This is a genomic window from Halolamina salina, from assembly GCF_054653455.1.
This window is the reverse complement of sequence record NZ_BAAIGE010000002.1, coordinates 816,543-839,348: the sequence shown is the minus strand read 5'-3', so window position 1 is coordinate 839,348 and position 22,806 is coordinate 816,543. Positions and strand designations below refer to the sequence as shown.

Here is a 22,806-nt window from a genome sequence, read left to right as displayed (position 1 = left end):
AACGCTTACCTTCGGCGCCGTCGCTCAGTCGTGTATGACGAGCAACGCGACCGGGCCTCGACTGGGGGTCCCGAACCAAGACGAGGAGCGGGGGTGCTGAGTCGGATGGCCGCCGAGGACCCCGAAGAGGAGGAGACGGACGTCGACGACCTGCTCGACGAGCTCGAGGCGCTCGAACTCGAACTCGCCGACGAGGACCAGGAGACCAAGTCACGGGTGCGCGAGAGTATCCGGATGGCCAGACGGATCGACGAGGACACGCCCGTCTTCGGCCGGGTGATCAAGGGGTTCGACCGCCACGACGCCGCCGAGGCGCTGGTCGGCAGCGTCGTGTTCGGAATCCCGATGGTGATCGAGGGTGGGACACTGGAGGCGGGCGTCTACCTCGCGACCCACCCGATCTACTTCCTCGCGACGCTGCTGTTCGGCGTCAGCATCGTCAACGGGCTGCTGTACGTGGCCGAGATTCAGGACGTGCGCGTCGTCGACCCGATCCTGGGGATCCTCCCACGTCGACCCGTGGGGCTGCTCACCATCGCCGCACTCACGTCGCTGTTCATGATGACCGCCTGGGGCCGCGTCGACTGGGCCGAGCCCTGGATCGCGGTCTGTCAGACGGCGGTCTGTTTCGTCGGGATGGCGATCGGCGGCGCCCTCGGGGACATCCTCCCCGGAAGCTGAGTCCGGCGCCGACCCGGGCCGGCCACGAAGCTTATACACATCCCCGGGAACGGGACTGTATGGAGCTATCACGCAGAAAAGTCGGTGCGTTGACAGTAGCGGGGATCGCGGGGCTTGCGGGCTGTAGCGGCTCGACGAGCTTCACCGCCGAGTACGCCACCACCGACACCGGGGACACCGGGTACGAACGGACCGGGCAGCGACAGCCGTCGATGACCCGGACGTTCGCGGGGCAGGAGGTCGAGATAACGAACACGGTGACCGAGTACCGAAAGCAGATCGACCTCGGCCCGCTGGGAAGCTCCGACGTCGGCGTGTTCGCGGTGTTCACATCGCCGCAGGTCGACGTCGCCGGGCAGTCGTTCAACCCGATCGCGAACATCGACGCCGGGGAGCTCGTCCAGCGCTTCCAGCAGCGGTTCGACGACATGGGGGACGTGAGCCGGGAGTCCGAGGAGGAAGTGGAGATGCTCGGCGGCGCCCGGACGGTGACGAAGTTCTCCGGGACGGTGACCGTCGACGGCAACGAGGTGCCGGTGTTCCTCCTCCTCGCGAACTTCAACCACGAGAGCGACGTGGTCGTCCCGATGGGGATCTTCCCACAGGAACGGGAGGACGAGGAGGGACCGAACATCCGTCAGCTAATGTCGAACCTGAGCCACCCCGCCTGAGCCGACGGTCGGAGGGGCGACAAGCTTTATCGGCCATCGGGTCCCAGTTCGGGGCATGGTCGAAGCGTTCGTCCGCCTACTGTGTCCGGAGTGTACCAAGGAGTGGGAGTCGAACCCGACGGACCTCCCCGAGTCCGACCAGAACCTCAGCTGTCCGGACTGCCACGCCACCCGGCGACTCGCACAGTTCATGCGGACCGACCGCGACCTCGAAGTCGTCCAGCAGTTCGAGTAACGCGACGACAGACGACGCCCGTTCTCAGTCGCGGATCGACGTCATGTGGTCGATCCGCGACTGGACCAGTTCTTCGGTCCCCACGTCCTCGCGGACGCGGAGCCCGTCGCCCGCCGCCTCCAGCGCGTCGGCGGCGATGGCCTCGGCGGTCGAGATGTCGTCGGCGACGCCCACGACCGCGAACGACCGCGAGGTCGTGGTAAACAGGCCGTCCTCCCGGTCGTCGACGGAGGCGTAGAACAGCAGCGCGTCGCCGCCGTGTGCCTCGGCGGCGGCCGCGACGGTGGACTCGTCGACCTCGATCTCGCTTCCGGCGTCGGGGTCGGTCGGGTAGCCCGCCGGGACAGCGTACTTACAGACCGTCGCGCGGTTCGCGAACGCCGGCTCCGGGAGCGACTCGCCCTCGCGGGCGGCCGTCACGATCTCCAGCAGCGGCGTCTCCATCACTGGCAGGACGTTCATCGCCTCGGGGTCGCCGAAGCGGGCGTTGAACTCCACCACCTTCGGTCCCTCGGCGGTCAGCATGAACTGGCCGTACAGCACGCCCGTGTACTCGGGGAGCGCGTCGACGGTGGTCTCCAGTACGTTCGCGGCGCTGTAGTACTCCTGTGGCGTCATAAAGGGGAGCGTCGCCCTAGCGTCGCTGTAGCTCCCCATGCCGCCGGTGTTCGGCCCCTCGTCGCCCTCGTAGGCGCGCTTATGGTCCTGCACGGCCGGCGTCAGGCGCATCTCCCCGTCGTGGACGAACGCCTGCACGGTGAACTCCTCGCCGACGAGGCGCTCCTCGATCACCCACTCGTCGTGGTCGCTGCCGCGAACGTACTCGGCGGCTTCGGCGTGGCTCACCTGATCGCCGGTGACCCGGACTCCCTTCCCGCCGGTCAGCCCCGTCGGCTTGACCGCCACGTCGCCCTTGACGCCCTCGACGTACGCCGCGGCCGCCTCGGCGTCGTCGAACGTCTCGAACTCCGGCGTACCCGGGATGTCGTGTTCGGCCATGAACTCCCGCTGGTAGGCCTTGTCCGTCTCGATCCGGGCAGCCTCGGCGGTCGGGCCGAACGTGAACACGCCGGCGTCGTTCAGCGCGTCGGCGACGCCGGCCGCGAGCGCCGCCTCGGGGCCGATCACCGCGGCGTCGGCGCCGACCGATTCGGCGTACGCGACGACCGCGTCGGTGTCGGTCTCGTCGGCGATTTCGGTTCCGGCCGCGAGCGACGCGATACCCGGGTTCCGGTTGCTGGCCAGCGCGTACACCTCGGCGTCGGGCGCCAGCGCACGCGTGATCGCGTGTTCGCGGCCGCCCCCGCCGATCACCAGCACGGTCTCGGACATGGGCGGAGGGTATGAACACGAGAGTGTAAAAGTTCCCTTCCGAAGCCGCGTCGAAATACACGAACGCGGATATCTACAGGATGCGTTTGCCGAACGCGCTGGCGGCGAGCTCGACCGCCAGTTCGGCGGTCTCGTTGTGCTGGTCGAGGGTGGGGTTGACCTCGACCAGCTCCATCGACCGCATGCCCCCGTCGACGGCGACCTGCTCCATCGCGTGGTGGGCCTCGCGGTAGTCGACGCCGCCCCGGACCGGGGTGCCGACGCCCGGCGCAATCGTCGGGTCGAGCCAGTCCAGATCCAGGCTGACGTGGTAGCCCTCGGTGCCGTTGTTGGCGATCGCGAGCGCGTCGTCGACTACCTCGTCCAGCCCCCGGTCGTCGATCTCGGACATCGTGAACGCGGTGATCTCGCTGTCCCGAAGCAGTTCGCGCTCGGCGTCGTCGACCGAGCGCAGGCCGACGATCGCGACGTTCTCCGGGGAGAGCGACGGCGCGTTGGCCCAGTCGACGCCGTCCCACTCCTTCACGCCCAGTAGCGCCGCAAGGGGCATCCCGTGAACGTTGCCCGACGGCGTCGTCGTCGGCGTGTTGAGGTCGCCGTGGGCGTCGAACCAGATCGCGCCGATCTCGGCGTCGGCCGCCGACCCGGAGACGGTCCCGATGGCGACGGAGTGGTCCCCACCCAAGACCAGCGGCGTGTAGCCGTCGGCGATCGACTCGCGGACTTCGGTTGCCAGCCGGCTACAGACGTCCTCCGTCTCCCGGAGGAACTTTGCTTTCCCCTTGCTGGGCGTTCGGTACTGTGCGTCGCGCTCCTCGGCACGCGGCACGAGGAGGTCCCCCGCGTCCTCGTCGTCGACGCCGGCCTCGGAGAGGCCTTCGCTCAGCCCGCCGTACCGGATCGCCGACGGTCCCATGTCGACGCCTCGGCGGTCCTGCCCGTAGTCTGTCGGTGCCCCGATGATCCGCACCGACTGTCGACGCTCCCCGACGCTTCCGTTTTCGGACATGTACGCCGGTACGGGAGCCGACGGGGTTAGCTTCCCGGATTCGGTCCGAACGAACGGACGAAACCCCGTCGGATCGGCCAGTTCTTCCCGGGCGTCGACGGCGGATCGCGCCGTCGTTCGATATAGCGAAATGTGATTCATAAGTCGCCATAGCGTCACGGGAACTCGGCAGAACAGCGTCAGTTCACCGCCGGGCGAGGAGTTAAGCGCCCCCCGGCCTCGGGTGCTGCCGTGAAGCAACGACTGTTCGACGACGTGGACGACCTCGCCGATCGGATGGACGAGCTCGCGGTCGACCTCTGGGAACACCCGGAGTTGGGGCTGCACGAGGAGCGTGCGAGCAGGCTGCTCCGGGAGACCCTCGCCGACGCGGGGTTCGAGGTCACGGCCGGCGTCGGCGATATGCCGACGGCGTTCGTCGCGAGCTACGCCGTGGGGGATGGGCCGACGATCGGTATCCTCGGCGAGTACGACGCGCTGCCGGGGCTCTCACAGGCGGTCACGGCGGAGCGCTCGCCGATCGAGCCGGGTGCGCCCGGTCACGGCTGCGGACACAACCTGTTCGGAACCGCGGGCGTCGGCGCCGCCATCGCCGTCGCACGGGCGCTGGAACGCGGCGACGCCGGCGGCGAGGTGCGGTTCTACGGCTGTCCCGCCGAGGAGACGCTGGTGGGGAAGACGTTCATGGCCCGTGCCGGCGCGTTCGACGACCTTGATGCGGCCATAACGTGGCATCCGAGCGACCACACGGCACCGCAGCGTGGCAGTTCGCTCGCGATGGACTCGCTGTCGTTCACCTTCGAGGGCGAGAGCGCCCACGCCGCCGCTTCGCCCGAATCCGGGCGAAGCGCGCTCGACGGCGTTCAGCTGCTCAACACGGGGGTCGAGTACATGCGCGAGCACGTCCCGGAGGAAGTGCGCGTCCACTACAACATCCAGCAGGGCGGCGACGCGCCCAACGTCGTGCCCGCGGAGGCATCGGTCTGGTACTTCGTCCGTGCACCGACGCGGGACGGCGTCGAGCGGGTGACAGACTGGCTGCGCGAGATCGCAGCGGGCGCGGCGACGATGAGCCGCACCGAAGTTCGCGAACGATACTACACGGGCGTCCACCGGCTCGTCTCGAACTCCATCGTCGCAGACACGTTCCGAGAGAACATGGCCGAACTCGGCTCTGTGACGTTCGACGAGGAGGAACGCGAATTCGCCGCCGAGCTTCAGGAGACGTTCCCGGACGGCGCGATCGACGACCGACTCGCGGAGTTCGACTCCCCACACGACGACGACGCGGCCGACGCTGCGCTGTACGGCGAACCGATGGACGCCTTCGACGAGGGCGACCCCGGCGGCGGCTCGACCGACGTCGGCGAAGTCAGCCAGATCACGCCCACCGCGCAGTTCCGGGCGACGACGTGGGCGCTTGGCACGCCCGGACACTCCTGGCAGGCTGTCGTCGCGAACGGTGACTTCGGCCGAACGGCGCTACCCTACGTCGCGAAGCTCCTCGCCGGCTCGACCCTCGACCTGCTGACTGACGGCGAGCGACTCGCCGCTGCACGCGAGGAGTTCGAACGCGAGGTGGGCGAGTACGAGAACCCACTTCCCGCTGATGCGGAGCCGCCGTTCGAGCTCACACGATGATCGACGCTACCGGGACCACACCGGTTCTGGGTTCACATCGACGTAACTGGTACCGTATAGCCAATATCGACAGTGGCGGTACACAGTCTTGGAGTTATTTCGGTACCTCACGAGAAGATTAGGGCACTAATCCCTGTTTCCGGTACGTTGATGTGCTCGGCGGAAGACGCTCGATCCATGGCCGAGGACAGCGAGACGGTGCAGGTCAAGACGCGGGTGCCCGCCCACCAGCGCGAACAGTGGCGGGCGGCCGCCGACGATCTCGGAATGAGCCAGAGCGAGTTCGTCCGAACGATGGTACAGGCGGGCCGGAACGGCTTCGAGTCGTCCGACGAGCCGAGCAGTACGGGCAACCCCGAGGAAGCCGGTTCTTCGGGCTCGAACCCCAGGGGAGACGTCCTCGAAACGCGTGTCCACGAGGTCCTCTCTTCGGAGGAGGCTATCGGCTGGGACGAGCTGGTCGATTCTGTGCTGGGCGACTTCGAGGACCGGCTCGACCGGATCACACAGGAGTCGGAGGAGATCCGCTACAGCGGCAGAGAGGGGGGGTACGTGCTCGATGGCGAGTAGATCACCCGATGCCGAGGTGTCCGACCCGGTCGACTACTACCTCGAAGACATGGAGATGCACGGCCGGGCCGAACGCACCCGCGACGCCTACGAACGGGTGCTCCGAGGGTTTGACGAATTTCTCGAGAGCCGCTCCACAGAGCCCGGATCGGCCGGCCATCGGGACTGCCTGGCGTGGCTCCACTCGCTCCGGGGGGAGCTCTCGCCGAGCACGGTCGCGACCTACGCCACCACGGTCAACCGCTTCTACGACTACATGACCCAGGTGGGCGCCTTCGAGGAGAACCCCATGGCGCTGGTGATGGAGGAGATGGACGAGTCGATCGAGAAAGATCCCGAGCGCCGGGACGTCGACGTGGCGACGATGGGGGAGTTCCTCGGGCGGATCTCCCACCCGCTCCACCACGCAATCGTCCTGACGCTGTTGAAAACCGGGATGCGTGTCGGCGAGCTCTGTAACCTCGACTGTCGGGATCTGCGACTCTCCGAGCCCGGACTGGCGGGATACGACCTCGACGGCCGGCCCCAACTCGACGGCCGCGGCGACGCGATGTACGTCGACAGCGCGCCCGCACGCGGGGAGCGGTACAACGGCGAGATACGCGAGGAGTCGAACAAGCGCAAGCGATCGACGGTGATCCCCGTCGACGACGAACTTCGGTGCGGCCTCCGCCGCTGGCTGGCGATTCGGCCGGACACGCCGTCGCCGGCGGAGCCGCTGTTCGTCTCGACGGCGGGCGACTGGGGCCAACGGCTCACCGCACGTGCAGTCAGACACTACGTCCGGAAGTACGCCGAGGAGATGGGCTGGTACGAACCCGGCGCGGGCGCGGGCGAGAACGTGACCCCCCACTACTTCCGGCACTTCTTCACCACGCACCTCCGGGATCGCACCGGCGACCGTGGCGTCGTGAAGTACCTCCGGGGCGACGTTGCCAGCGACGTGATCGACACGTACACCCACAACTGGGGGGACCAGGTGCGGGAGACGTACGTCGAGCACATCTACCGGTTCGACTGATTGACGAGCCGAGAACGGCGACGGCTGTGCGACTCGTAAACTCTATTTTGCAATATCGAAATCGGCGGGCAAGGATTCAACTTCGCCCCGGTACGAGAAGGGGGTATGCCCTCCCGCAGAGCCTTCCTCGCAGCCTCCGCCGTAACGGTGGGTTTCGCCGGATGCCTGTCCGGAGAGCTCCCGAACGGTGAACTCGGTAGCGTCGACGGCGAGTGGACTATGGACGGCCACGACGGCGGCCACACGCGCCAGGTCGACGACGGTCCCAGCGATCCCGCCACGGTCTGGGGGCGGGAACTCGACGGCGTCCGGGCTACCGGAACGCCCGCACTCGCCGACGGCCGACTGTACGTGCCGGCCGACGCCGTGTCGTCGGAGTCACGGTCGTTCCACCGTCTCTACGCCCTCAACGCGTCGACCGGCGAGACGCGGTGGTGGGCGCCGCTACGGATCGACCTGAACGGGACGCCGGCCGTCGTCGGCGACCGAGTCGTGGCGACGGGAAAGCGATCGCTCGAACGCGGTCGGGTGCTCTGTTTCGGATCGCGTTACGGCGAGGAGGAGTGGCTGTACGACGTGGACGCCCGGCTCACCGCCCCGCCGACCGTCGACGGCGGCGTCGCCTACGTCCCCGACTGGAGCGGGACCGTCCACGCGCTGTGGGTCGCCGACGGCTCGCTCCTGTGGTCACAGCAGATCGACGACACCACCAAGCAGGGGAACACGACGTTCGCGACCCCGGCCGCGGTCGACAGCGACACGCTGTACGTCGGCTCGAACTCGGGAGCGACCGGCGTCGTCGCGTTGGGCACCGACGCCGGCGAGGAGCTGTGGCGCGCGGAGACGGACCCGGTGACCGGCGGGCCGGTCGTGCGGGACGACCTGCTCGTGGTGCAGAGCTACGGCCTCGTCATCGGCTACGGCACCGACGGCGAGCAGCGGTGGGTGTTCAACGTCCTCGACGGCGAGAATCGGCCGTTAGCCGTCGACGACCAACACGTCTACGCCGTCGGGCGCGGGACGTTGTACGCCATCACACACGACGGCGAGCGATCGTGGACGTACGAACCGGAGCAGGGCGCACGGGTCGGCGTGCCGACGGTCGCCGGGGACAGCGTGCTCCTCCGCGCCGAGGGTCGGATCACCGCGCTCTCGGCGGCGACCGGGGAGAAGCGATGGTCCACCGCCACGGGCGGTCGTGGCGAAGCCGTCGTCTCCCCGGAGGCGCTGTTCGTCACTGGGGAGGACAGTCGGCTGCTGGCGCTGGGCACCGAGTAATCCGGGTGGCCGTTCAGGCGATGTCCCGGGAGGTGTCGATGTTGACGCTCTCGGTCAGCCGGAGCTTGATCGGTTCGGAGAGCGCCTTCCCGCCGCGGAACTTGGGGATGACGAGGCGGTTCTCCACCTCGGCGTTGGTGACGGTCGTACGGAGGTCGAACACGACGTCGGCGACGTGAGCGGTCAGGTCGCGGTGGTTCGGCACGTCGACGCCGTTCAGCCCGTGGAGGACCGCGACCCCGCCGGTGTTGACCATCACGGTCTGGAGTTCGTTGAGGAACCGCCGGTAGCGGCTGCGGTCGTAGCGCTCCAGCGCGTCGATCACGTCGATGATCAGCGTCGACTCCTCGGGCAGTGTGCCGATCAGGCGGTTAGCCCGGTCGAGCGGCGCGTCACCGCCCACGTCACGGACCGTCGGGTCGCCCGTCCGGGTGGTCGTCCGTTCGATCGCGTCCGTCACGGCCTGATCGGATCGGACGGTCGTGAGGTACAGCGTCTGCCGCTGGGCGGTGAGTTCGTAGAGAAACAGCTCCGACTGGCTGGCGGGCTCGGCGGTGAGCAGCACGATGGAGCCCGCCGGGAGACCGCCCTCGATCTCGCGGTCGAGGACGTTGATGCCGGTCGAGAGCCGTCTCGCCATGGGAACCGATAGTCGTTTGCGGACCAAAAGCGTTCCGTGCAGCTGTCAGTTGCTCACGACGACGCGCTCGCGTCCAGAAGCGCAGTGGCGGCCGCCTCGTACCGCTCGTGGACCCGCGGGTCGTCGAGCGGTCGACCCGAGGCGTCGGGGACGACGGCGAGCAGCGGGCAACCGAACAGTTCGGCGGCGTTCGGCGGCCGGGCGAGCGTCCGGGTGAGCACGGCGCCGACAACGGGGGTGCCGACCGCACGGGCCATCGACGCCGTCTTGGCAGCGTCCCGGAGCGCCGGTGCGCAGGCTGTGCTCACCAGCACCACGCCGTCGGCGATCCGCAGCGGCGTCGCGGCGTCGATCCCCGCACCGGCGGGCGTGTCGACGAGCGTGTGCCCGTCGGTCTCTCGACTGTGGAGCCGTTCGAGCCGTTGATCGACGGGAGGAGCCTCGTCCCCGGACGCGGGGAGGACACGACAGTCGTGTGCTGAGCAGTCGTGGGGACCGTCGTCGGCGGGGACGCCGGCGAGCGCGTGGAGGTTCGGCATGTCGCAGTCGGCGTCGACGACCAACGGGCGGCCGGGGAGCGCGGCGGCGAGGCCGAGCGCGGTCGTGGTCTTCCCGACACCGCCCTTGCCGCCGGCGATCGCGAGCATGGCGCTACTGGTCGCAGTCTCCGACAAAAGGTCTCGGCCGAAGGGCAGTCGCGATTAGTCCTGACAAATCGCGCCTCACCGTGCCGCGATTAGTCCTGACAGACTGCGACTCTCCGTGTCGCAGTCAGTCCTTACAACAGCCGCCGGCTTCGCCGCCGAAGTCGACGACGAGTTCGGAGGAGATCGCGTCGTTCACCGCGTCGAGGCGTGCCTGAAACGCCTCCTGTGCGTCGAGGAACTCCGCCATCTCCGGCAGGGAGTGGAGCTCGTGTTGGGCCTGTCGAACCTCGTCGACCAGCTCCTGATCGGCATCGCCGGTCTTCCGGGCGGTCGTGAGCTCGGCCCGGAGCGACTCGAACTCGTCGATGCGCCGCTGAGCCTCCTCGCTCTCCTCGACGGCGCGTTTGGCTTCCTCGAAGCGCTCGTACTCGTCGGTGGCTGCGATGCGTTCGCCGAGTTCGGCACCGAGATCCTCGACAGTCTTGGCGACGCTCATAATCGGGGTTGGAGACGGGCAGATTTAGGGCTACCGACAGCGGCTCCCGCTTCTCTGAGCGCGGCTGGTCAGTGCCGCTGTCCGGTTCTCCGACCGCGCAGGCGGGCTAGTCGTGTTCCTCGACGAACGCCTGCACCGCCTCGAGCTCGTCCGGGCCGATCCCGTGGCCGCCCTCGAACGTACCGAACGTCACGTCGGCGCCGGCCTCGCGCATCCCCTCGGCGGCGGCCTCGCTCCGGCTCGCGGGGATGATCTGGTCGGCCGCGCCGGCGGCGACGAACACGGGCTTGCCCTCGATCCCGTCCGGCGAGCGGTCGGCGTGGGACTCCGCGAGGTAGCCGTGGTGGGCGGCGACCCACGCGAACGTGTCGGGCCGTTCGAGCACCAGCGAGAGGCTGGTGATCGCCCCCTGACTGAACCCGAGCAGGCCGAGGCTGTCGGAATCGAGGTCGTAGGCGTCGACCGCGGCGTCGATCGACTCGGCGACCATATCGAGGCTGCGGCGGAACCCATCCGGGTCGGGCTGGCTCGACTCGAGGCCGCCGCCGGAGAGGTCGAGGTCGTACCAAGTGTAGCCGCCGCGGAGGCGGTCCGGCGCGCGGAAGCTCACGATGTGTCGGTCGCCGGGGAGTCGGTCGGCGACGGGGAGGAGGTCCTGTTCGTCGGCACCGCGGCCGTGGAGGACGAAGACGGCGTTGCCGGTGTCGCTGTCGGGCTCGCGGTGGACGTGCTCGAGTGGGATATCGCTCATTGGGTGTTGGTTGGCGGGGCACGGGTTTGAACGTCTCCCTCGCGGCACGGCAGTCCGACAGCGAGACTGACGGACCACCGGGTTGATAAGCGACCCAATACAGCCAAGAGATATGGACGAGGAGGTCCCGGACCAGTACGATCCGCGGGCGGTGGAGGACACCGTCTCGGCCTACTGGGACGACCACGACGCCTACGAACGGACCAAGGAGGCACACGCCGACGACCCGCCATTCTTCTTCGTCGACGGCCCGCCGTACACCTCCGGGCAGATGCACCTCGGCACGGCGTGGAACAAGACCCTCAAGGACGCCGTCATCCGCCGCAAGCGGATGGAGGGCCACAACGTCACCGACCGGCCGGGGTACGACATGCACGGCCTGCCCATCGAGACGAAAGTCGAGCAGGAGCTCGGCTTCGAGTCCAAGCAGGACATCGAGGACTACGGGATGGAGCAGTTCATCGAGGAGTGCAAGCGGTTCGCCGTCGAGAACCGCGAGAACATGGACGAGGACTTCCAGTCCATCGGCGTCTGGATGGACTGGGAGAACCCCTACCAGACCATCTCGCCGGAGTACATGGAGTCTGCCTGGTGGGCGTTCTCGCAGGCCCACGACAACGGGCTGGTCGAGCAGGGGAAGCGCTCGATCACCCAGTGCCCGCGGTGTGAGACCGCGATCGCGAAGAACGAGGTCGAGTACCACCAGGTCGAGGACCCCTCGATCTACGTGCAGTTCCCGCTTGCCGACCGCGAGGGGAGCCTCGTCGCGTGGACGACGACGCCGTGGACCGTCCCCGCGAACACGTTCGTCGCCGTCGACGAGGCCGCGACGTACGCGAAGGTGCGCGCCGAGAAAGAGGGTGACGAGGACGTGCTGTACGTCGCGAGCGACTGCGTCGAGGACGTGCTGAAGAAGGGCCGGTACGACGAGTACGAGATCGAAGAGGAGCTCGCCGGCGAGGAGCTGATCGGCTGGCAGTACGGCCACCCGCTCGCCGAGGAGGTGCCCGAGCACCCCTCCTTCGTCGGCGCCGGCGAGGTGTACCACGCCGACTACGTCGAGACCGACCGCACGGGGCTCGTCCACTCCGCGCCCGGGCACGGGCAGGAGGACTTCGAGCGCGGCGACGAGCTCGGACTGGATATCTTCTGTCCGGTCGGCAGCGACGGCGTGTACGACGAGCGCGCCGGCAAGTACGCCGGCCAGTTCGTCCGCGACGCCAACGAGGAGATCATCGACGACCTCCGCGAGAACGGCTACCTGCTCGCCCACGAGACGTACACCCACGACTACGGGCAGTGCTGGCGGTGTGACACGGATATCATCTTCCTCGCGACCGAGCAGTGGTTCGTCACGGTCACCGACGTGAAGGAGGACCTCCTCGAGAACATGGAGGACAGCGAGTGGCACCCGCCGGAAGCCCGGGACAACCGCTTCCGGAACTTCATCGAGGACTCGCCGGACTGGAACGTCTCCCGGCAGCGCTACTGGGGGATCCCGATCCCGATCTGGACGCCCGAGGACAGCACCGCCGAGGAGACGACCGAGGACGACTGGATCGTCGTCGGCACTCGCGAGGAGCTGGCCGAACGTGCCGATCAGGACGTCGAAGCCGAGGAGCTCGACCTCCACCGGCCGACCGTCGACGACCTGACGATCACCGAGGACGGCACGACGTACACCCGCGTCCCGGACGTGTTCGACGTGTGGCTGGACTCCTCCGTCGCCTCGTGGGGGACGCTCGACTACCCCAGCGACGAGGAGGACTTCGAGGAGTTCTGGCCCGCCGACGTGATCGTCGAGGCCCACGACCAGACCCGCGGCTGGTTCTGGTCCCAGCTGGGCATGGGTACCGCCGCGGTCGATCAGGTGCCCTACGACGAGGTCGTGATGCACGGGTTCGCGCTCGACAGCGACGGCCGGAAGATGTCCAAGAGCCTCGGCAACATCGTCACGCCCCACGAGGCGATCGAGGAAGTCGGCCGCGACCCGCTGCGGGCGTACCTGCTCCAGCACGACCAGCACGGCGCGGACCTGCGCTTCGAGTGGGAGGGCCTCGACGAGATGCAGTCGACGCTCAACATCCTCTGGAACGTATTCCGGTTCCCGCTGCCGTACATGGAGCTGGACGACTACGACCCCGGCGAGGCCGACCTCGACGACGGCGAACTCAGCGTCGTCGACGAGTGGGTGCTCTCCCGGCTCCAGACGGTCGAGCAGGAGACCGAGGAGGCGTGGGAGGAGTACGCCGTTCACGACGCGCTCAACACACTGCTCGACTTCGTGACCGAGGACGTGAGCCGGTTCTACGTGAAGGCGATCCGCGAGCGCATGTGGGAGGAGTCCGACTCCGCGAGCAAGCGCGGCGCGTACGCGACGCTGTCGACGGTGCTGAACGAGGTCGTCCGCCTGCTCGCGCCGTTCACTCCCTACCTCGCCGACCGCATGTACCAGACGCTCGACGGCGAGGCCGAGACGGTGCATATGCTCGAGGCGCCGACGCCGGACGACGAGCTGCACGATCCCGAACTGGAGCGGAACATGGCCGTGCTCCGCGACGTGGAGGAGGCCACCGCGAACGCCCGCCAGCAGGGCGGTCGGAAGCTCCGCTGGCCCGTGCAGGAGGTCGTGATCGAGACCGACGACGAGACCGTCGCCGACGCGATGCGCGACCTCGAGGGTCTTTTCCTCGAGCGCGTGAACGCCCAGGCACTCACCGTCACCGAGGACTACGAGGAACTCGTGGAGATCGCGGACCCGCAGATGAGCGTCGTCGGCCCGGCGTTCGGCGGCGACGCGCAGGACGTGATGGAAGCCGTCCGGGGCCGCCCGCGCGAGGAAGTGGAAGGCGGCGTCGAGGTCAACGGCGAAACCGTCGAACTGACCGACGAGATGGTCGAGTACGACGCCGAGCCGCCCGAGCACGTCTCCGGCGCGGCGTTCGAGAACGGGCACGTCTACGTGAACACCGAGCTCAGCGAGGAGATCGAGCGCGAGGGGTACGCTCGGGACCTGATTCGCCGAGTGCAGGAGACCCGCAAGCGCCTCGATCTCGACGTGGAGGAGGAGATCCGCGTCGCCGTCGACATCGACGACGACCGCGTGGCGGGCTTCTTCGACGACCGCCGCGATCTCGTGGCCGAAGAGGTCCGAGCCGCCGAGTTCGTCGGCGTGAGCGATATCGACGAGGACCGCGGCCTCGTCGAGGAGTGGGAGATCGAGGGCGTCGATGTCACGATCGGCGTCGAGCCGGTCGACAACTGAACGACGCGCTCCTCCACTGCGAACCTTTTTGACTGATAGCGGGACCAGCCCGTCGCGTGACCTGAGAACTGCGGCGCGACGAACACGGCCGGAGTTCGGAGCCCGTCGCGCCGACCAGCCCCCTCCGACTGCTCGCTACTCCCTGACCACGTCGCTGTCAGCGGGACCGACCGCACCGAACTCCCGAGCCAGCTGATCGAGCCGCTCGGGATCACCCGCCCCCGGGAGCGGCTCCTCGGCGGTTCGGCAGGGTTCCTCGACGCCCAGATCCCCGCAGACACGGTCGGCGACGGCCTCGGCCATGCGCCGATACGTGGTGAGCTTCCCGCCGACGACGCTGACCAGCCCCGGCGCAGCGTCGTGGGCGACGACCGCGAAATCCCGCGAGATCCCCCGGCCCTCGCGAGCGAGTTCGTCAGGTTCGTACAGGGGTCGGAGTCCCCAGTACGTGCGCTCGACCATCGCGTCGGCCAGTGCCGGCAGCATCGCGGCACACTCCGAGAGCGTTCGCTCTACTTCCCAGTCCTCGCGCTCGAACGTGTCGGGGTCGTCGACGGCGACGCTGGTCGTCCCGAGAACCGCCTGCTCGCCGTGGGGGACGACGATGTCGCCGTCGGCCGGCTCGCGGCACCGATTGAGAACCGGGCCGAGTCCCGGGTAGTCGACGGCCACCATCACACCCCGGGTCGGACGCATCCCCAGTTGGGCGCCGGCCATTGCGGCGACCTCGCCCGCCCACGGGCCTGCGGCGTTCACCACCGAATCGGCGGCGATCGTGGGTCCGCCGTCGACGTGCACGGCGAGACGCCCGGAGTCAGAACCGACATCGATGTCGACTACCGCCGATCCGGTGTGGATGCTCGCGCCGTGATCACGGGCGCTCGCCGCTGTCGCGGCCACGAGCCGTGCGGGGGAGACGACGCCGTCGGGGACGCCGAACCCCTCCTCGACAGCCTCGGCGATCCCGGGGACGCGCTCGCGGATCTCGTCGGGAGCGAGACGCGTCGGATCCATCCCGACCTCGCGACAGGCGTCGAGTTTCCGCTCGAAGTACGCCGAGTCGTCGTCCGCGAGCCGGACGAACAGCCCGCCGGAGTCGACGACACAGCCAGGCGCGATCTCGCGGAGCGTTCGGTTCTCGCGGAGGCAGTCGGCAGCCCCGTCGGGGTCGGACTCGGCGTACCGGGCGCCGCTGTGGAGCACGCCGTGTGAGCGCCCCGACGTGCCGGCGTTGAGTCCCGTGCCGCGTTCGAGCAGCGCCACGTCGACACCGCGCATCGCGAGGTCGCGAGCGACGCCGACACCGGTCGCGCCGCCGCCGATCACGGCCACCTCCGTCTCGACAGTCATCGACGGAGTTCGGGCGGGGCAGGACTTCAGCCTTCCCGCTCGGACCGAAAGAGTCGACCCGCAGGCAGCCCAAGCGGACGTGTGCACGTCCACGTGAACGCCGCCGAGAGCGTCGACGGGAAGCTCTCGACACGGGAGCGCGAGCAGGTGGCGATCTCCGGGCCGGCGGACTTCGACCGGATGGACGAGCTCCGGGCGGGCGTCGACGGCGTGCTGGTCGGGGTCGGAACCGTGCTGGCGGACGATCCGGGGTTGACCGTCAAGGACGCTGACAGGCGCGCCCGGCGGGAGCGCGACGGGGAGCCGGCGAACCCCGCCCGCGTGGTCGCAGACTCCCGCGCACGGACGCCGCCGGACGCGGAAGTGCTGGACGACGCGGCCGCGACGTACGTGCTCGTGAGCGAGGACGCCGACGACGCCGACGTGGCGGCGCTCTCGGCGGCCGGCGCGACCGTGATCACGGCGGGATCCGGACGAGTCGACCTCGCCGCGGCGTTCGCCCGCCTCGAAGCGCACGGCCTCGAGCGCCTGCTCGTCGAGGGCGGCGGCGAACTCATCTTCTCGCTGTTCGCGGCCGACCTCGTCGACCGGCTGACCGTCTACGTCGGCTCGGTCGTGATCGGCGGCCGGGACGCGCCGACGCTCGCGGACGGCGAGGGGTTCACGGACCCCGACTCCTTCCCGGAGCTGTCGCTGACGGATGTCGAACGGCTCGACGACGGCGTCGTGTTGACCTACGACGCCTGAGTGTCGTCAGTCGAAGGCGGCGACGAGTTCGTCGTGGGCCTCGCCGTTGGAAGCGATGATGCCGGAGTCGCCGGGCGTCCAGCGGTCGCCGTCGAGGTTGGTGACGGTGCCGCCCGCCTCTCGCACCAGGTGGACACCGCCGACGGTGTCCCACGGCGAGAGTTCGACCCCCGAGACGGCGGCGTCGAGTTCGCCCGCGGCGACCGAGGAGAGCGCGTATTGCGAACTGCCGAATCGACGGCTGTCGCCGAACTCCTCGGCGATGGTGGTGACGTACTCCGCCAGCTTCCGGCGGTCACGCGGTTCGAGACCGAAGATCGGGTTGATCGTGAACGTTCCGGGGTCCACCCGGTCGCTCACGCTGCAGGATTCCCCGTTGCGCATCGCCCCGTCGTCGGCGGCGGCGAAGCTGTCGCCCAGCGCGGGGAACTCGTTGACCGCGGCGACGGCGTCGCCGTCCTCGACCGCGGCGACCGCACAGCCCCAGATCCGGTTGCCGGCGACGAAGTTGTTGGTGCCGTCGATCGGGTCGACGACCCACGCGGCGCCGCTCTCGGGGAGGGCGGTCCGGGTATCGACGTCGGGTAGCTCCTCCTCGCCGACGATCACCGCGTCGGAGTCGTCCTCGCGGAACATCTGCACGACGTGGCGCTGGACCTCGCGATCGAACTCCGTCACGGAGTCGAGCTCGTTCTTCTTCGTCTCGACGGTCAACGGCCCGCGGAACCCCCCGTGTGCGACCTCGGCGCCCGCTCTGGCGGCCTCGCGGGCGAGCGTCAGGGGTGTGGTACTGTCCATAACACCCCGTGTCTCACCCAGAGCCAAGGGTCGTTCGGTCCGGGCCACTCGCCGCTCCCGGGAACGTTCGTCCGCCGGCCGGGGGACCGGGACGAACCCTTATTAGCCATCGCGGCCCAACTCGGCACGATGGACGTAGACAAACACGCCGAGGAGCTCGCCTCCGCTCTCGGTGTTGACAAACAGGAGGTCAAAGAGGACCTGGAGAACCTCCTCCAGTACAGCGTTCCGATCGACGAGGCCAAACAGAGCGTCCGCCGGAAACACGGCGACGGTGGCGGCGGCGACGCCACCCCCGAGTCGCTCGACGTTGCGGACCTGACGACCGAGCACGACAACGTCACCGTGACGGTCCGCGTGCTCACGAAGGGGACGCGCTCGATCCGGTATCAGGGAGAGGACATCACCATCCGCGAGGGCGAGTTCGCCGACGAGACGGGTACCGTCTCCTACACCGCCTGGCAGGAGTTCGGCTTCGAGCCGGGCGACACGGTCACCGTCGGCAACGCCGGCGTCCGCGAGTGGGAGGGCAGCCCCGAACTCAATCTGGGTGACAGCACCAGCGTCGCGCTGGAGAGCGAAGAACTCGACGTGCCCTACGAGATCGGCGGCGAGCGCGACCTGATCGACCTCGAACCGGGCGATCGCGGCCGAACAGTCGAGGTGCAGGTCGTCGAGGTCGAGGAGCGGACGATCGACGGCCGGGACGGCGAGACGGAGATCCTCTCCGGCGTCATCGGCGACGAGACCGGGCGGCTCCCGTTCACCGACTGGGACCCGCACCCGGAGATCGAGACGGGCGAGAGCGTCCGGCTCGAGGACGTGTACGTCCGGGAGTACCGCGGCGCACCCTCGGTGAACGTCTCCGAGTTCTCGACGGTGACGGCGCTGGACGAAGCCGTCTCCGTCACTGACTCGGCGCCGTCGATGTCGATCGGCGAGGCCGTCACCGGCGGCGGCCTGTTCGACGTGGAGCTTTCCGGTAACGTGATCGAGGTCCGGGACGGCTCCGGGCTGATCCAGCGCTGTCCGGAGTGCAACCGCGCGATCCAGAACGGCGAGTGTCGCTCCCACGGGGAGGTCGACGGCGAGGACGACCTCCGAACGAAGGCGATTCTCGATGACGGCACCGGGACGTGTACGGTGATCCTCGGCCGCGAACTGACCGAGGAGATCTACGGCGGCGACCTCGACGACGCTCGCGAGGCCGCACGCGAGGCGATGGACCGCGAGGTCGTCGCCGAGACGATCGCCGAGGCGCTGGTGGGCGACGCCTACCGCGCCCGTGGCTCGCTCTCGGTCGACGAGTACGGCGCGAACCTCAACGCCGACGCGTTCGAGCCTGTCGACGAGAAACCCGAAGCGGAAGCGCGTGAACTGCTCGCGGCGCTGGGGGTGGGCGCATGAGCGCCGACTCCGGCCCGGGCAACCGCGAGATCGCCCGCCGGCTGTTCGCCGCGGAGTTCGACGACGCCACGCTCTCCTACTCCGAGAGCGACGAGGAGCGCGCGCCGAACTACGTCGTGACGCCGACGGGCGCGCGCGTGAACCGCCTGTTCGCGGTCGGCGTACTCACCGAGGTCGAAGAGGTCAACGAGGACAGCCTCCGCGGGCGCGTCGTCGATCCGACGGGCGCGTTCGTCACCTACGCCGGCCAGTACCAGCCCGACGAGCACGCCTTCTTGAGCCGTGCCGAGCCGCCGACGTTCGTCGCGCTCTCCGGGAAGGCCCGGACGTTCGAGCCGGAGGATTCGGACCGCGTGTTCACTTCAGTCCGCCCGGAGAGCATCAACGAGGTCGACGCCGATACCCGGGACCGCTGGGTGGTCTCCGCGGCCGAGCGCACGCTCCACCGGATCGCCGTCTTCGCGGAGGCGCTCGACTCGGACCTGCGCGGCAACGACCTCCGCGAGGCGCTCGCTGCCGAGGGTGTCGACCCCTCGCTGGCCGCCGGAATTCCGAAAGCCATCGAACACTACGACACGGGAACCGCCTACCTCGAAGTGGTCCGGTCGCTCGCGGTCGAGGCGGTCGAACAGGTCGCCGGCGAGCGCGACGCTGTCGGCTCGCTGGAGACCGAACCGAGTGACGAGGGTTCCGCGGAACTCGGCCCGCTTCCCGAGGTGGATCTCGATCTCGACGGCGCCGAGTCCGTGACCGAGACTGCGGCCGAGCCGACGGCCGACGAAGCAGCGTCGGCCGATCTGGAGTCGGCGGACGAGGAGGCGGAGTCGTCAGAACCGGAGTCTACCGAGCCGGAATCTACCGAGTCAGAGCGAGAAGAAACGGCGGAGTCAGAAGAATCCGAACCGGCCGAAACGGAGCCTGAAGAAACCGAAGCCGACGAGGAAGCCGCCGAACTGTCCGAGGAGGCGACGACCGAGACGGCCGACGACTCGGAGCCGGAGACGCCCGAAGCTGACGAGGAGGAGTCGGAGGATGCCGACGAGGAGCCAACCGAGGAACTCGGGGACTTCGACGCCGGCGAGTCGGTACAGGAGACCGTCGAGGACGAGGCCGAGGAGATCGGCGACTTCGATCCCGAGGAGACCGTCCCCGACGACGAGGAAGCGCTGACCGAGGAGGAGCGTCAGGAGGTCAAAGAGGAGTTCGGCACGGAGTTCTCCACCGGCACCGAGGTCGGCGAGCCCGGCGAAGCCGGCATCGACGTCCCCTCCTCCGAGGAGGAACTCGAAGAGATCGAGGCCGAAGTGACCGGCGAGGAGCCCGACGAAGCCGAGTCGGAGGAGGAGTCCGACGAGGCGTCCGCCGACGTCGACCTTGAGGATGCGGTCATCGCCGCGATGAGCGAACTGGACGACGGCGACGGCGCCGACCGTGATGCCGTCGTCGCGCGCGTCGTCGACGAACACGGCGTCGACGCCGGCGCCGTCGAGAACGCGGTGCAGGACGCGATGATGAGCGGGAAGTGCTACGAGCCTACCGACGGCACGCTCAAGGCGATCTGATGGGCGAGCCAGCGGTCGAACCCGTCCCCGGCGCGCCGGCGGCGACGCTCGACCTGGGCGACGAGCGGGCGCTCGCGGTCGCGGACTACCACGCCGGGATCGAGGTCGGCCTGCGCTACGAGCGCGGCGTCGAACTCGACTCGAACGCCGAGAAGCGCCGGCGACGGCTGCTCTCCCTACTCGATCGCACAGGCGCCGACCGCGTGGTCGTGCTCGGGGATCTGGTCCACCGGATCGCCGAGCCCGACGGCACCGAGGCCGAGGAGGTTCGGGACCTGCTCGACGCGCTCGACGCCCGTTCGGTGCCGCTGACGCTCGCGACGGGGAACCACGACGGCGGCGTCGCCGACGTGTTCCCCGACCGGATCGAGTTACTCCCGTCCGAGGGGGCACGGGTCGGCTCGATTGGGCTGGTCCACGGACACACGTGGCCGAACGCCGAGGCGCTCTCGGCGTCGACGCTCTGTATGGGCCACGAACACCCGTCCGTTCGCCTGACCGACGAGGTCGGCGGGAGCCGGGTCGAGCGGGCGTGGCTCCGCGGGCCGTTGCGTCGGGAGCCGTTTCTCGACGCGCTCGGAGACGACGCCGACGAGCTCGCGTGGAACGACCCGGAGCTGGTGGTGTTCCCCGCGTTCAACGACCGATCCGGCGGGACGTGGATCAACGTCGAGGGGGAGTCGTTCCTCGCGCCGTTCCTGCCCGAGGCGCTTGCGAGCGGCGAGGCGTACCTGACCGACGGGACGCGGCTCGGCCCGTACCGGGAGGTCTGAGTCGGGCTACCCGACGCGGTCGAACGCCGCCCGGAGCCGGTCGGCTGAGTGGACACAGAGGGCCGGGTCGGGGCTGAACGATTCGATCGTGATCGTCCCGTCGAACCCCGCCGCGGTCAGTTCGGCGGCGACCGGCTCGTAGTCGATCTCGCCGTCGCCGAGCGCGAGGTGGGTGTCGCCGCGGGCACGAACGTCGTGGACGTGGAGGTGGGTCACGAGGTGGGCGTAGTCGTCGAGGAACGACTCGATCGCCGCCTGTCCGTCCTCCTCGAACGCGTGCCCCACGTCGAAACAGCAGGCGGCGCCGCAGTCCTCGAGGACCCGGCCCACGGTGTCGAGGTCGTAGCCGCGGTCGAGCTTTCCGAGGTTCTCGAACGTGACCTCGACGCCGCGCTCGGCGCCCGCCGCGTCGAGCCGGCGGACGTTCTCCCGGAACAGGTCGAGGTCGCCGAGACTGCCGCGGTTGGCGGTACAGTGTGCGACCGCTCGGTCGGCCCCCGCCGCCGCCGCGAGGTCGAGCGCCCGTTCGAAGTAGGCGTGGACGCCGTCGGCGTGTTCCGGCGGCGCGTGGACGAGCGGCTGCTCGATAGGGAGGTGGACGATCAGGTCGAGGCCGGCCGCCTCACAGCGCTTGCGGACGGTCTCGGGATCGAACTCACGGAGCGGGACGTTCGACTCGCCGAGAGAGGGCTCGACGAACGAGAACGTCTCCGGCGTCTCGGAGATGCGATCGAGGAACGGGCCGACGCTGTTACCGTACTGCATCGTGTTCGCGCTGTGAGCAGTCGGGAATAGCTCTTCCGGAGTTAGAGCAGCAGCGCGACTGTCCCGACTGCCGCGGCGACGGCGGCGGCCCACCAGACCGGCGTCCGCTCGTCGGGACCGCCGATCCACTCGGGACGGAACACGCCGACCAGCGCGACCAGCGTCAGCAGAGCGAAGCCGATGATCGCGGCGACGTTTCCGGGCCAGACGCCGACCCGGGTGACCGCGATCCCCCACGAGAGACTCTGTGTGGCGCCGAGCCAGCAGAGGGCCAGCCAGAACGTGCGACGGGGCGTGAACTCCACGACGGGGGTGGCGGGCGCGGCGACCGAAAAGCTGGCGGGCGAAATCCTCAAGCCGGCGGCGGGACAGCGGCGAGTATGGAGATCCGCGACGCCGTGCCCGCCGACGCCGGCACCGTCGCCGCCGTCGCCCGGGCGTCGTGGCACGCCGCCTACGACGACCTGCTGGGCGCGGAGACGGTCGACGCGACGGTCGAGGAGTGGTACGACGCCGACTCGCTGCGCGAGGAGATCCGGGAGGCGGACGCGGCCGACGGCGCCTGTTTCCTCGTCGCCGACGACGACGGCGTGGTCGGCTTCGCCAACGCCGGCCCGGCCCGGGACTGGGAGAGCGATCCCGACGACCCGGACGCCTTCTTCTCGCGGCTCTACGTCGCGCCCGATCGCTGGGGCGAGGGCGTCGGCAGCGAACTCGCCGCCCACGTCGCCCACCGGCTCCGCGGGGCGGGCCACGAACGCGTCTGGCTGGAGGTGTTCGACGGGAACGACCGAGCCCGTGGGTTCTACGAGTCCCTCGGCTTCGAGCGGATCGGGAGCGTCACCGAGACGTTCGGCGGCACCGAGGTGACGACGCTCCACCTCGCGGCGCCGGTGTCGGCGCTGGTCGCAGCGACGCCGTCGGTCGAATAGCGTGCCGACGACGGAAGCTTCATACCCGCACCCGTCCTCACGCCGGCAATGAGCGATCTCCTCCGTACGCCCGACCGGCGCGTCTGTGAGCGCTGCGGGCGGGTCGAACGGTACGACGGCGGCGTCTGGCGGGCCGACCGTCTCGGCGAGGTGTACTGCATCCACGAGTGGGACATCGACGGCACGTTCGTCCCGATCGAGAGCGAGTCCGCGGCCGCGGCCGAGAAGTGCTGAG

Annotated in this window: 24 protein-coding genes; 14 read left to right on the top strand and 10 right to left on the bottom strand. The window is 69.2% G+C overall.

All coding sequences use genetic code 11. The features are described 5' to 3' along the window. Positions 1-93 precede the first annotated feature (93 nt). The 3 genes from ACYQZ5_RS05045 to ACYQZ5_RS05035 are packed head-to-tail and all read left to right on the top strand — an operon-like array spanning position 94 to position 1,587. Positions 94-681 carry a DUF2391 domain-containing protein gene (locus tag ACYQZ5_RS05045; RefSeq protein ID WP_379730979.1) on the top strand — a complete coding sequence of 196 codons (588 nt, stop codon included), beginning with the start codon at positions 94-96 and terminating at the stop codon, positions 679-681. A 59-nt stretch (positions 682-740) separates the two neighbouring features. Then, positions 741-1,352 carry a DUF6517 family protein gene (locus ACYQZ5_RS05040; protein WP_379730980.1) on the top strand — a complete coding sequence of 204 codons (612 nt, stop codon included), beginning with the start codon at positions 741-743 and terminating at the stop codon, positions 1,350-1,352. A gap of 55 nt (positions 1,353-1,407) precedes the next feature. Continuing rightward, positions 1,408-1,587: a DUF7836 family putative zinc-binding protein gene (locus tag ACYQZ5_RS05035; protein ID WP_053948400.1), complete on the top strand. Its 180-nt coding sequence runs from the start codon at positions 1,408-1,410 to the stop codon at positions 1,585-1,587. A gap of 24 nt (positions 1,588-1,611) precedes the next feature. Here the strand turns inward: ACYQZ5_RS05035 and purD are convergent, their stop codons facing one another. Continuing rightward, complete coding sequence (purD, locus tag ACYQZ5_RS05030; protein WP_459845362.1) at positions 1,612-2,919, bottom strand: phosphoribosylamine--glycine ligase; 1,308 nt, start codon at positions 2,917-2,919, stop codon at positions 1,612-1,614. 73 nt (positions 2,920-2,992) lie between these two features. Further along, positions 2,993-3,928 (bottom strand): arginase, encoded by a 936-nt coding sequence (gene rocF, locus ACYQZ5_RS05025; protein WP_379731534.1) that lies wholly within the window; start codon positions 3,926-3,928, stop codon positions 2,993-2,995. Positions 3,929-4,204: 276 nt separating this feature from the next. Here rocF and ACYQZ5_RS05020 point away from each other — a divergent pair, with 276 nt between their 5' ends. The 4 genes from ACYQZ5_RS05020 (at position 4,205) to ACYQZ5_RS05005 (ending at position 8,438) form a co-directional block, all read left to right on the top strand. After that, positions 4,205-5,569 carry an amidohydrolase gene (locus ACYQZ5_RS05020; RefSeq protein WP_379731535.1) on the top strand — a complete coding sequence of 455 codons (1,365 nt, stop codon included), beginning with the start codon at positions 4,205-4,207 and terminating at the stop codon, positions 5,567-5,569. A 177-nt stretch (positions 5,570-5,746) separates the two neighbouring features. Then, positions 5,747-6,139: a DUF5805 domain-containing protein gene (locus tag ACYQZ5_RS05015; protein ID WP_379731533.1), complete on the top strand. Its 393-nt coding sequence runs from the start codon at positions 5,747-5,749 to the stop codon at positions 6,137-6,139. Then, a complete protein-coding gene (locus ACYQZ5_RS05010) occupies positions 6,129-7,160 on the top strand; it encodes a tyrosine-type recombinase/integrase (protein ID WP_379731532.1) in 1,032 nt (343 codons plus the stop codon). The genes ACYQZ5_RS05015 and ACYQZ5_RS05010 overlap by 11 nt, the downstream gene beginning before the upstream one ends. Before the next feature lie 219 nt (positions 7,161-7,379). After that, positions 7,380-8,438 carry an outer membrane protein assembly factor BamB family protein gene (locus ACYQZ5_RS05005; protein ID WP_379731531.1) on the top strand — a complete coding sequence of 353 codons (1,059 nt, stop codon included), beginning with the start codon at positions 7,380-7,382 and terminating at the stop codon, positions 8,436-8,438. Between the two features lie 13 nt (positions 8,439-8,451). On the opposite strand, the gene ACYQZ5_RS05000 is transcribed toward ACYQZ5_RS05005, so the two are convergent. From ACYQZ5_RS05000 to ACYQZ5_RS04985, 4 genes are all read right to left on the bottom strand, one after another. Beyond that, complete coding sequence (locus ACYQZ5_RS05000) at positions 8,452-9,078, bottom strand: RAD55 family ATPase (RefSeq protein WP_379731530.1); 627 nt, start codon at positions 9,076-9,078, stop codon at positions 8,452-8,454. 53 nt (positions 9,079-9,131) lie between these two features. Then, the gene (locus tag ACYQZ5_RS04995; protein ID WP_379817785.1) at positions 9,132-9,725 is read right to left on the bottom strand and encodes a MinD/ParA family ATP-binding protein; all 594 of its coding nucleotides are present in this window, start codon (positions 9,723-9,725) and stop codon (positions 9,132-9,134) included. Between the two features lie 124 nt (positions 9,726-9,849). Next, positions 9,850-10,221, bottom strand: coding sequence for a YlbF/YmcA family competence regulator (locus ACYQZ5_RS04990; RefSeq protein ID WP_379731515.1), 372 nt, complete (start codon positions 10,219-10,221; stop codon positions 9,850-9,852). A 106-nt stretch (positions 10,222-10,327) separates the two neighbouring features. Continuing rightward, positions 10,328-10,972 carry an alpha/beta hydrolase gene (locus tag ACYQZ5_RS04985; RefSeq protein WP_379731516.1) on the bottom strand — a complete coding sequence of 215 codons (645 nt, stop codon included), beginning with the start codon at positions 10,970-10,972 and terminating at the stop codon, positions 10,328-10,330. Between the two features lie 112 nt (positions 10,973-11,084). Between ACYQZ5_RS04985 and ileS the strand changes: the two genes are divergently transcribed. Then, positions 11,085-14,237: an isoleucine--tRNA ligase gene (ileS, locus tag ACYQZ5_RS04980; RefSeq protein WP_379731517.1), complete on the top strand. Its 3,153-nt coding sequence runs from the start codon at positions 11,085-11,087 to the stop codon at positions 14,235-14,237. A gap of 135 nt (positions 14,238-14,372) precedes the next feature. Here ileS and ACYQZ5_RS04975 read toward each other — a convergent pair whose 3' ends face one another. Then, positions 14,373-15,587: an FAD-dependent oxidoreductase gene (locus ACYQZ5_RS04975; protein WP_379731518.1), complete on the bottom strand. Its 1,215-nt coding sequence runs from the start codon at positions 15,585-15,587 to the stop codon at positions 14,373-14,375. Between the two features lie 81 nt (positions 15,588-15,668). Between ACYQZ5_RS04975 and ACYQZ5_RS04970 the strand changes: the two genes are divergently transcribed. Then, the gene (locus ACYQZ5_RS04970; protein WP_459845355.1) at positions 15,669-16,334 is read left to right on the top strand and encodes a 2,5-diamino-6-(ribosylamino)-4(3H)-pyrimidinone 5'-phosphate reductase; all 666 of its coding nucleotides are present in this window, start codon (positions 15,669-15,671) and stop codon (positions 16,332-16,334) included. 6 nt (positions 16,335-16,340) lie between these two features. Here ACYQZ5_RS04970 and ACYQZ5_RS04965 read toward each other — a convergent pair whose 3' ends face one another. Continuing rightward, positions 16,341-17,132 (bottom strand): inositol monophosphatase family protein, encoded by a 792-nt coding sequence (locus ACYQZ5_RS04965; protein ID WP_379731624.1) that lies wholly within the window; start codon positions 17,130-17,132, stop codon positions 16,341-16,343. 129 nt (positions 17,133-17,261) lie between these two features. Here ACYQZ5_RS04965 and ACYQZ5_RS04960 point away from each other — a divergent pair, with 129 nt between their 5' ends. Genes ACYQZ5_RS04960 through ACYQZ5_RS04950 form a run of 3 tightly spaced genes read left to right on the top strand, consistent with a single transcriptional unit; the run spans position 17,262 to position 20,874 of the window. Further along, positions 17,262-18,539 (top strand): Single-stranded DNA binding protein, encoded by a 1,278-nt coding sequence (locus ACYQZ5_RS04960; protein WP_379731623.1) that lies wholly within the window; start codon positions 17,262-17,264, stop codon positions 18,537-18,539. Next, positions 18,536-20,101, top strand: coding sequence for an RPA family protein (locus ACYQZ5_RS04955; RefSeq protein WP_379731622.1), 1,566 nt, complete (start codon positions 18,536-18,538; stop codon positions 20,099-20,101). The genes ACYQZ5_RS04960 and ACYQZ5_RS04955 overlap by 4 nt, the downstream gene beginning before the upstream one ends. Further along, positions 20,101-20,874: a metallophosphoesterase gene (locus ACYQZ5_RS04950; RefSeq protein WP_379731621.1), complete on the top strand. Its 774-nt coding sequence runs from the start codon at positions 20,101-20,103 to the stop codon at positions 20,872-20,874. The genes ACYQZ5_RS04955 and ACYQZ5_RS04950 overlap by 1 nt, the downstream gene beginning before the upstream one ends. Positions 20,875-20,880: 6 nt before the next feature. Here ACYQZ5_RS04950 and ACYQZ5_RS04945 read toward each other — a convergent pair whose 3' ends face one another. Further along, entirely contained in the window at positions 20,881-21,639 is a 759-nt protein-coding gene (locus ACYQZ5_RS04945; protein ID WP_379731620.1) for a sugar phosphate isomerase/epimerase family protein, read from the bottom strand. Between the two features lie 41 nt (positions 21,640-21,680). Continuing rightward, entirely contained in the window at positions 21,681-21,944 is a 264-nt protein-coding gene (locus ACYQZ5_RS04940) for a hypothetical protein (protein WP_379817773.1), read from the bottom strand. Positions 21,945-22,019: 75 nt separating this feature from the next. Between ACYQZ5_RS04940 and ACYQZ5_RS04935 the strand changes: the two genes are divergently transcribed. Beyond that, on the top strand, positions 22,020-22,571 hold the full coding sequence (locus ACYQZ5_RS04935; RefSeq protein WP_459845351.1) for a GNAT family N-acetyltransferase: 552 nt from the start codon (positions 22,020-22,022) through the stop codon (positions 22,569-22,571). A 48-nt stretch (positions 22,572-22,619) separates the two neighbouring features. Beyond that, positions 22,620-22,805 carry an HEWD family protein gene (locus ACYQZ5_RS04930; protein WP_379732790.1) on the top strand — a complete coding sequence of 62 codons (186 nt, stop codon included), beginning with the start codon at positions 22,620-22,622 and terminating at the stop codon, positions 22,803-22,805. Position 22,806 lies beyond the last annotated feature (1 nt).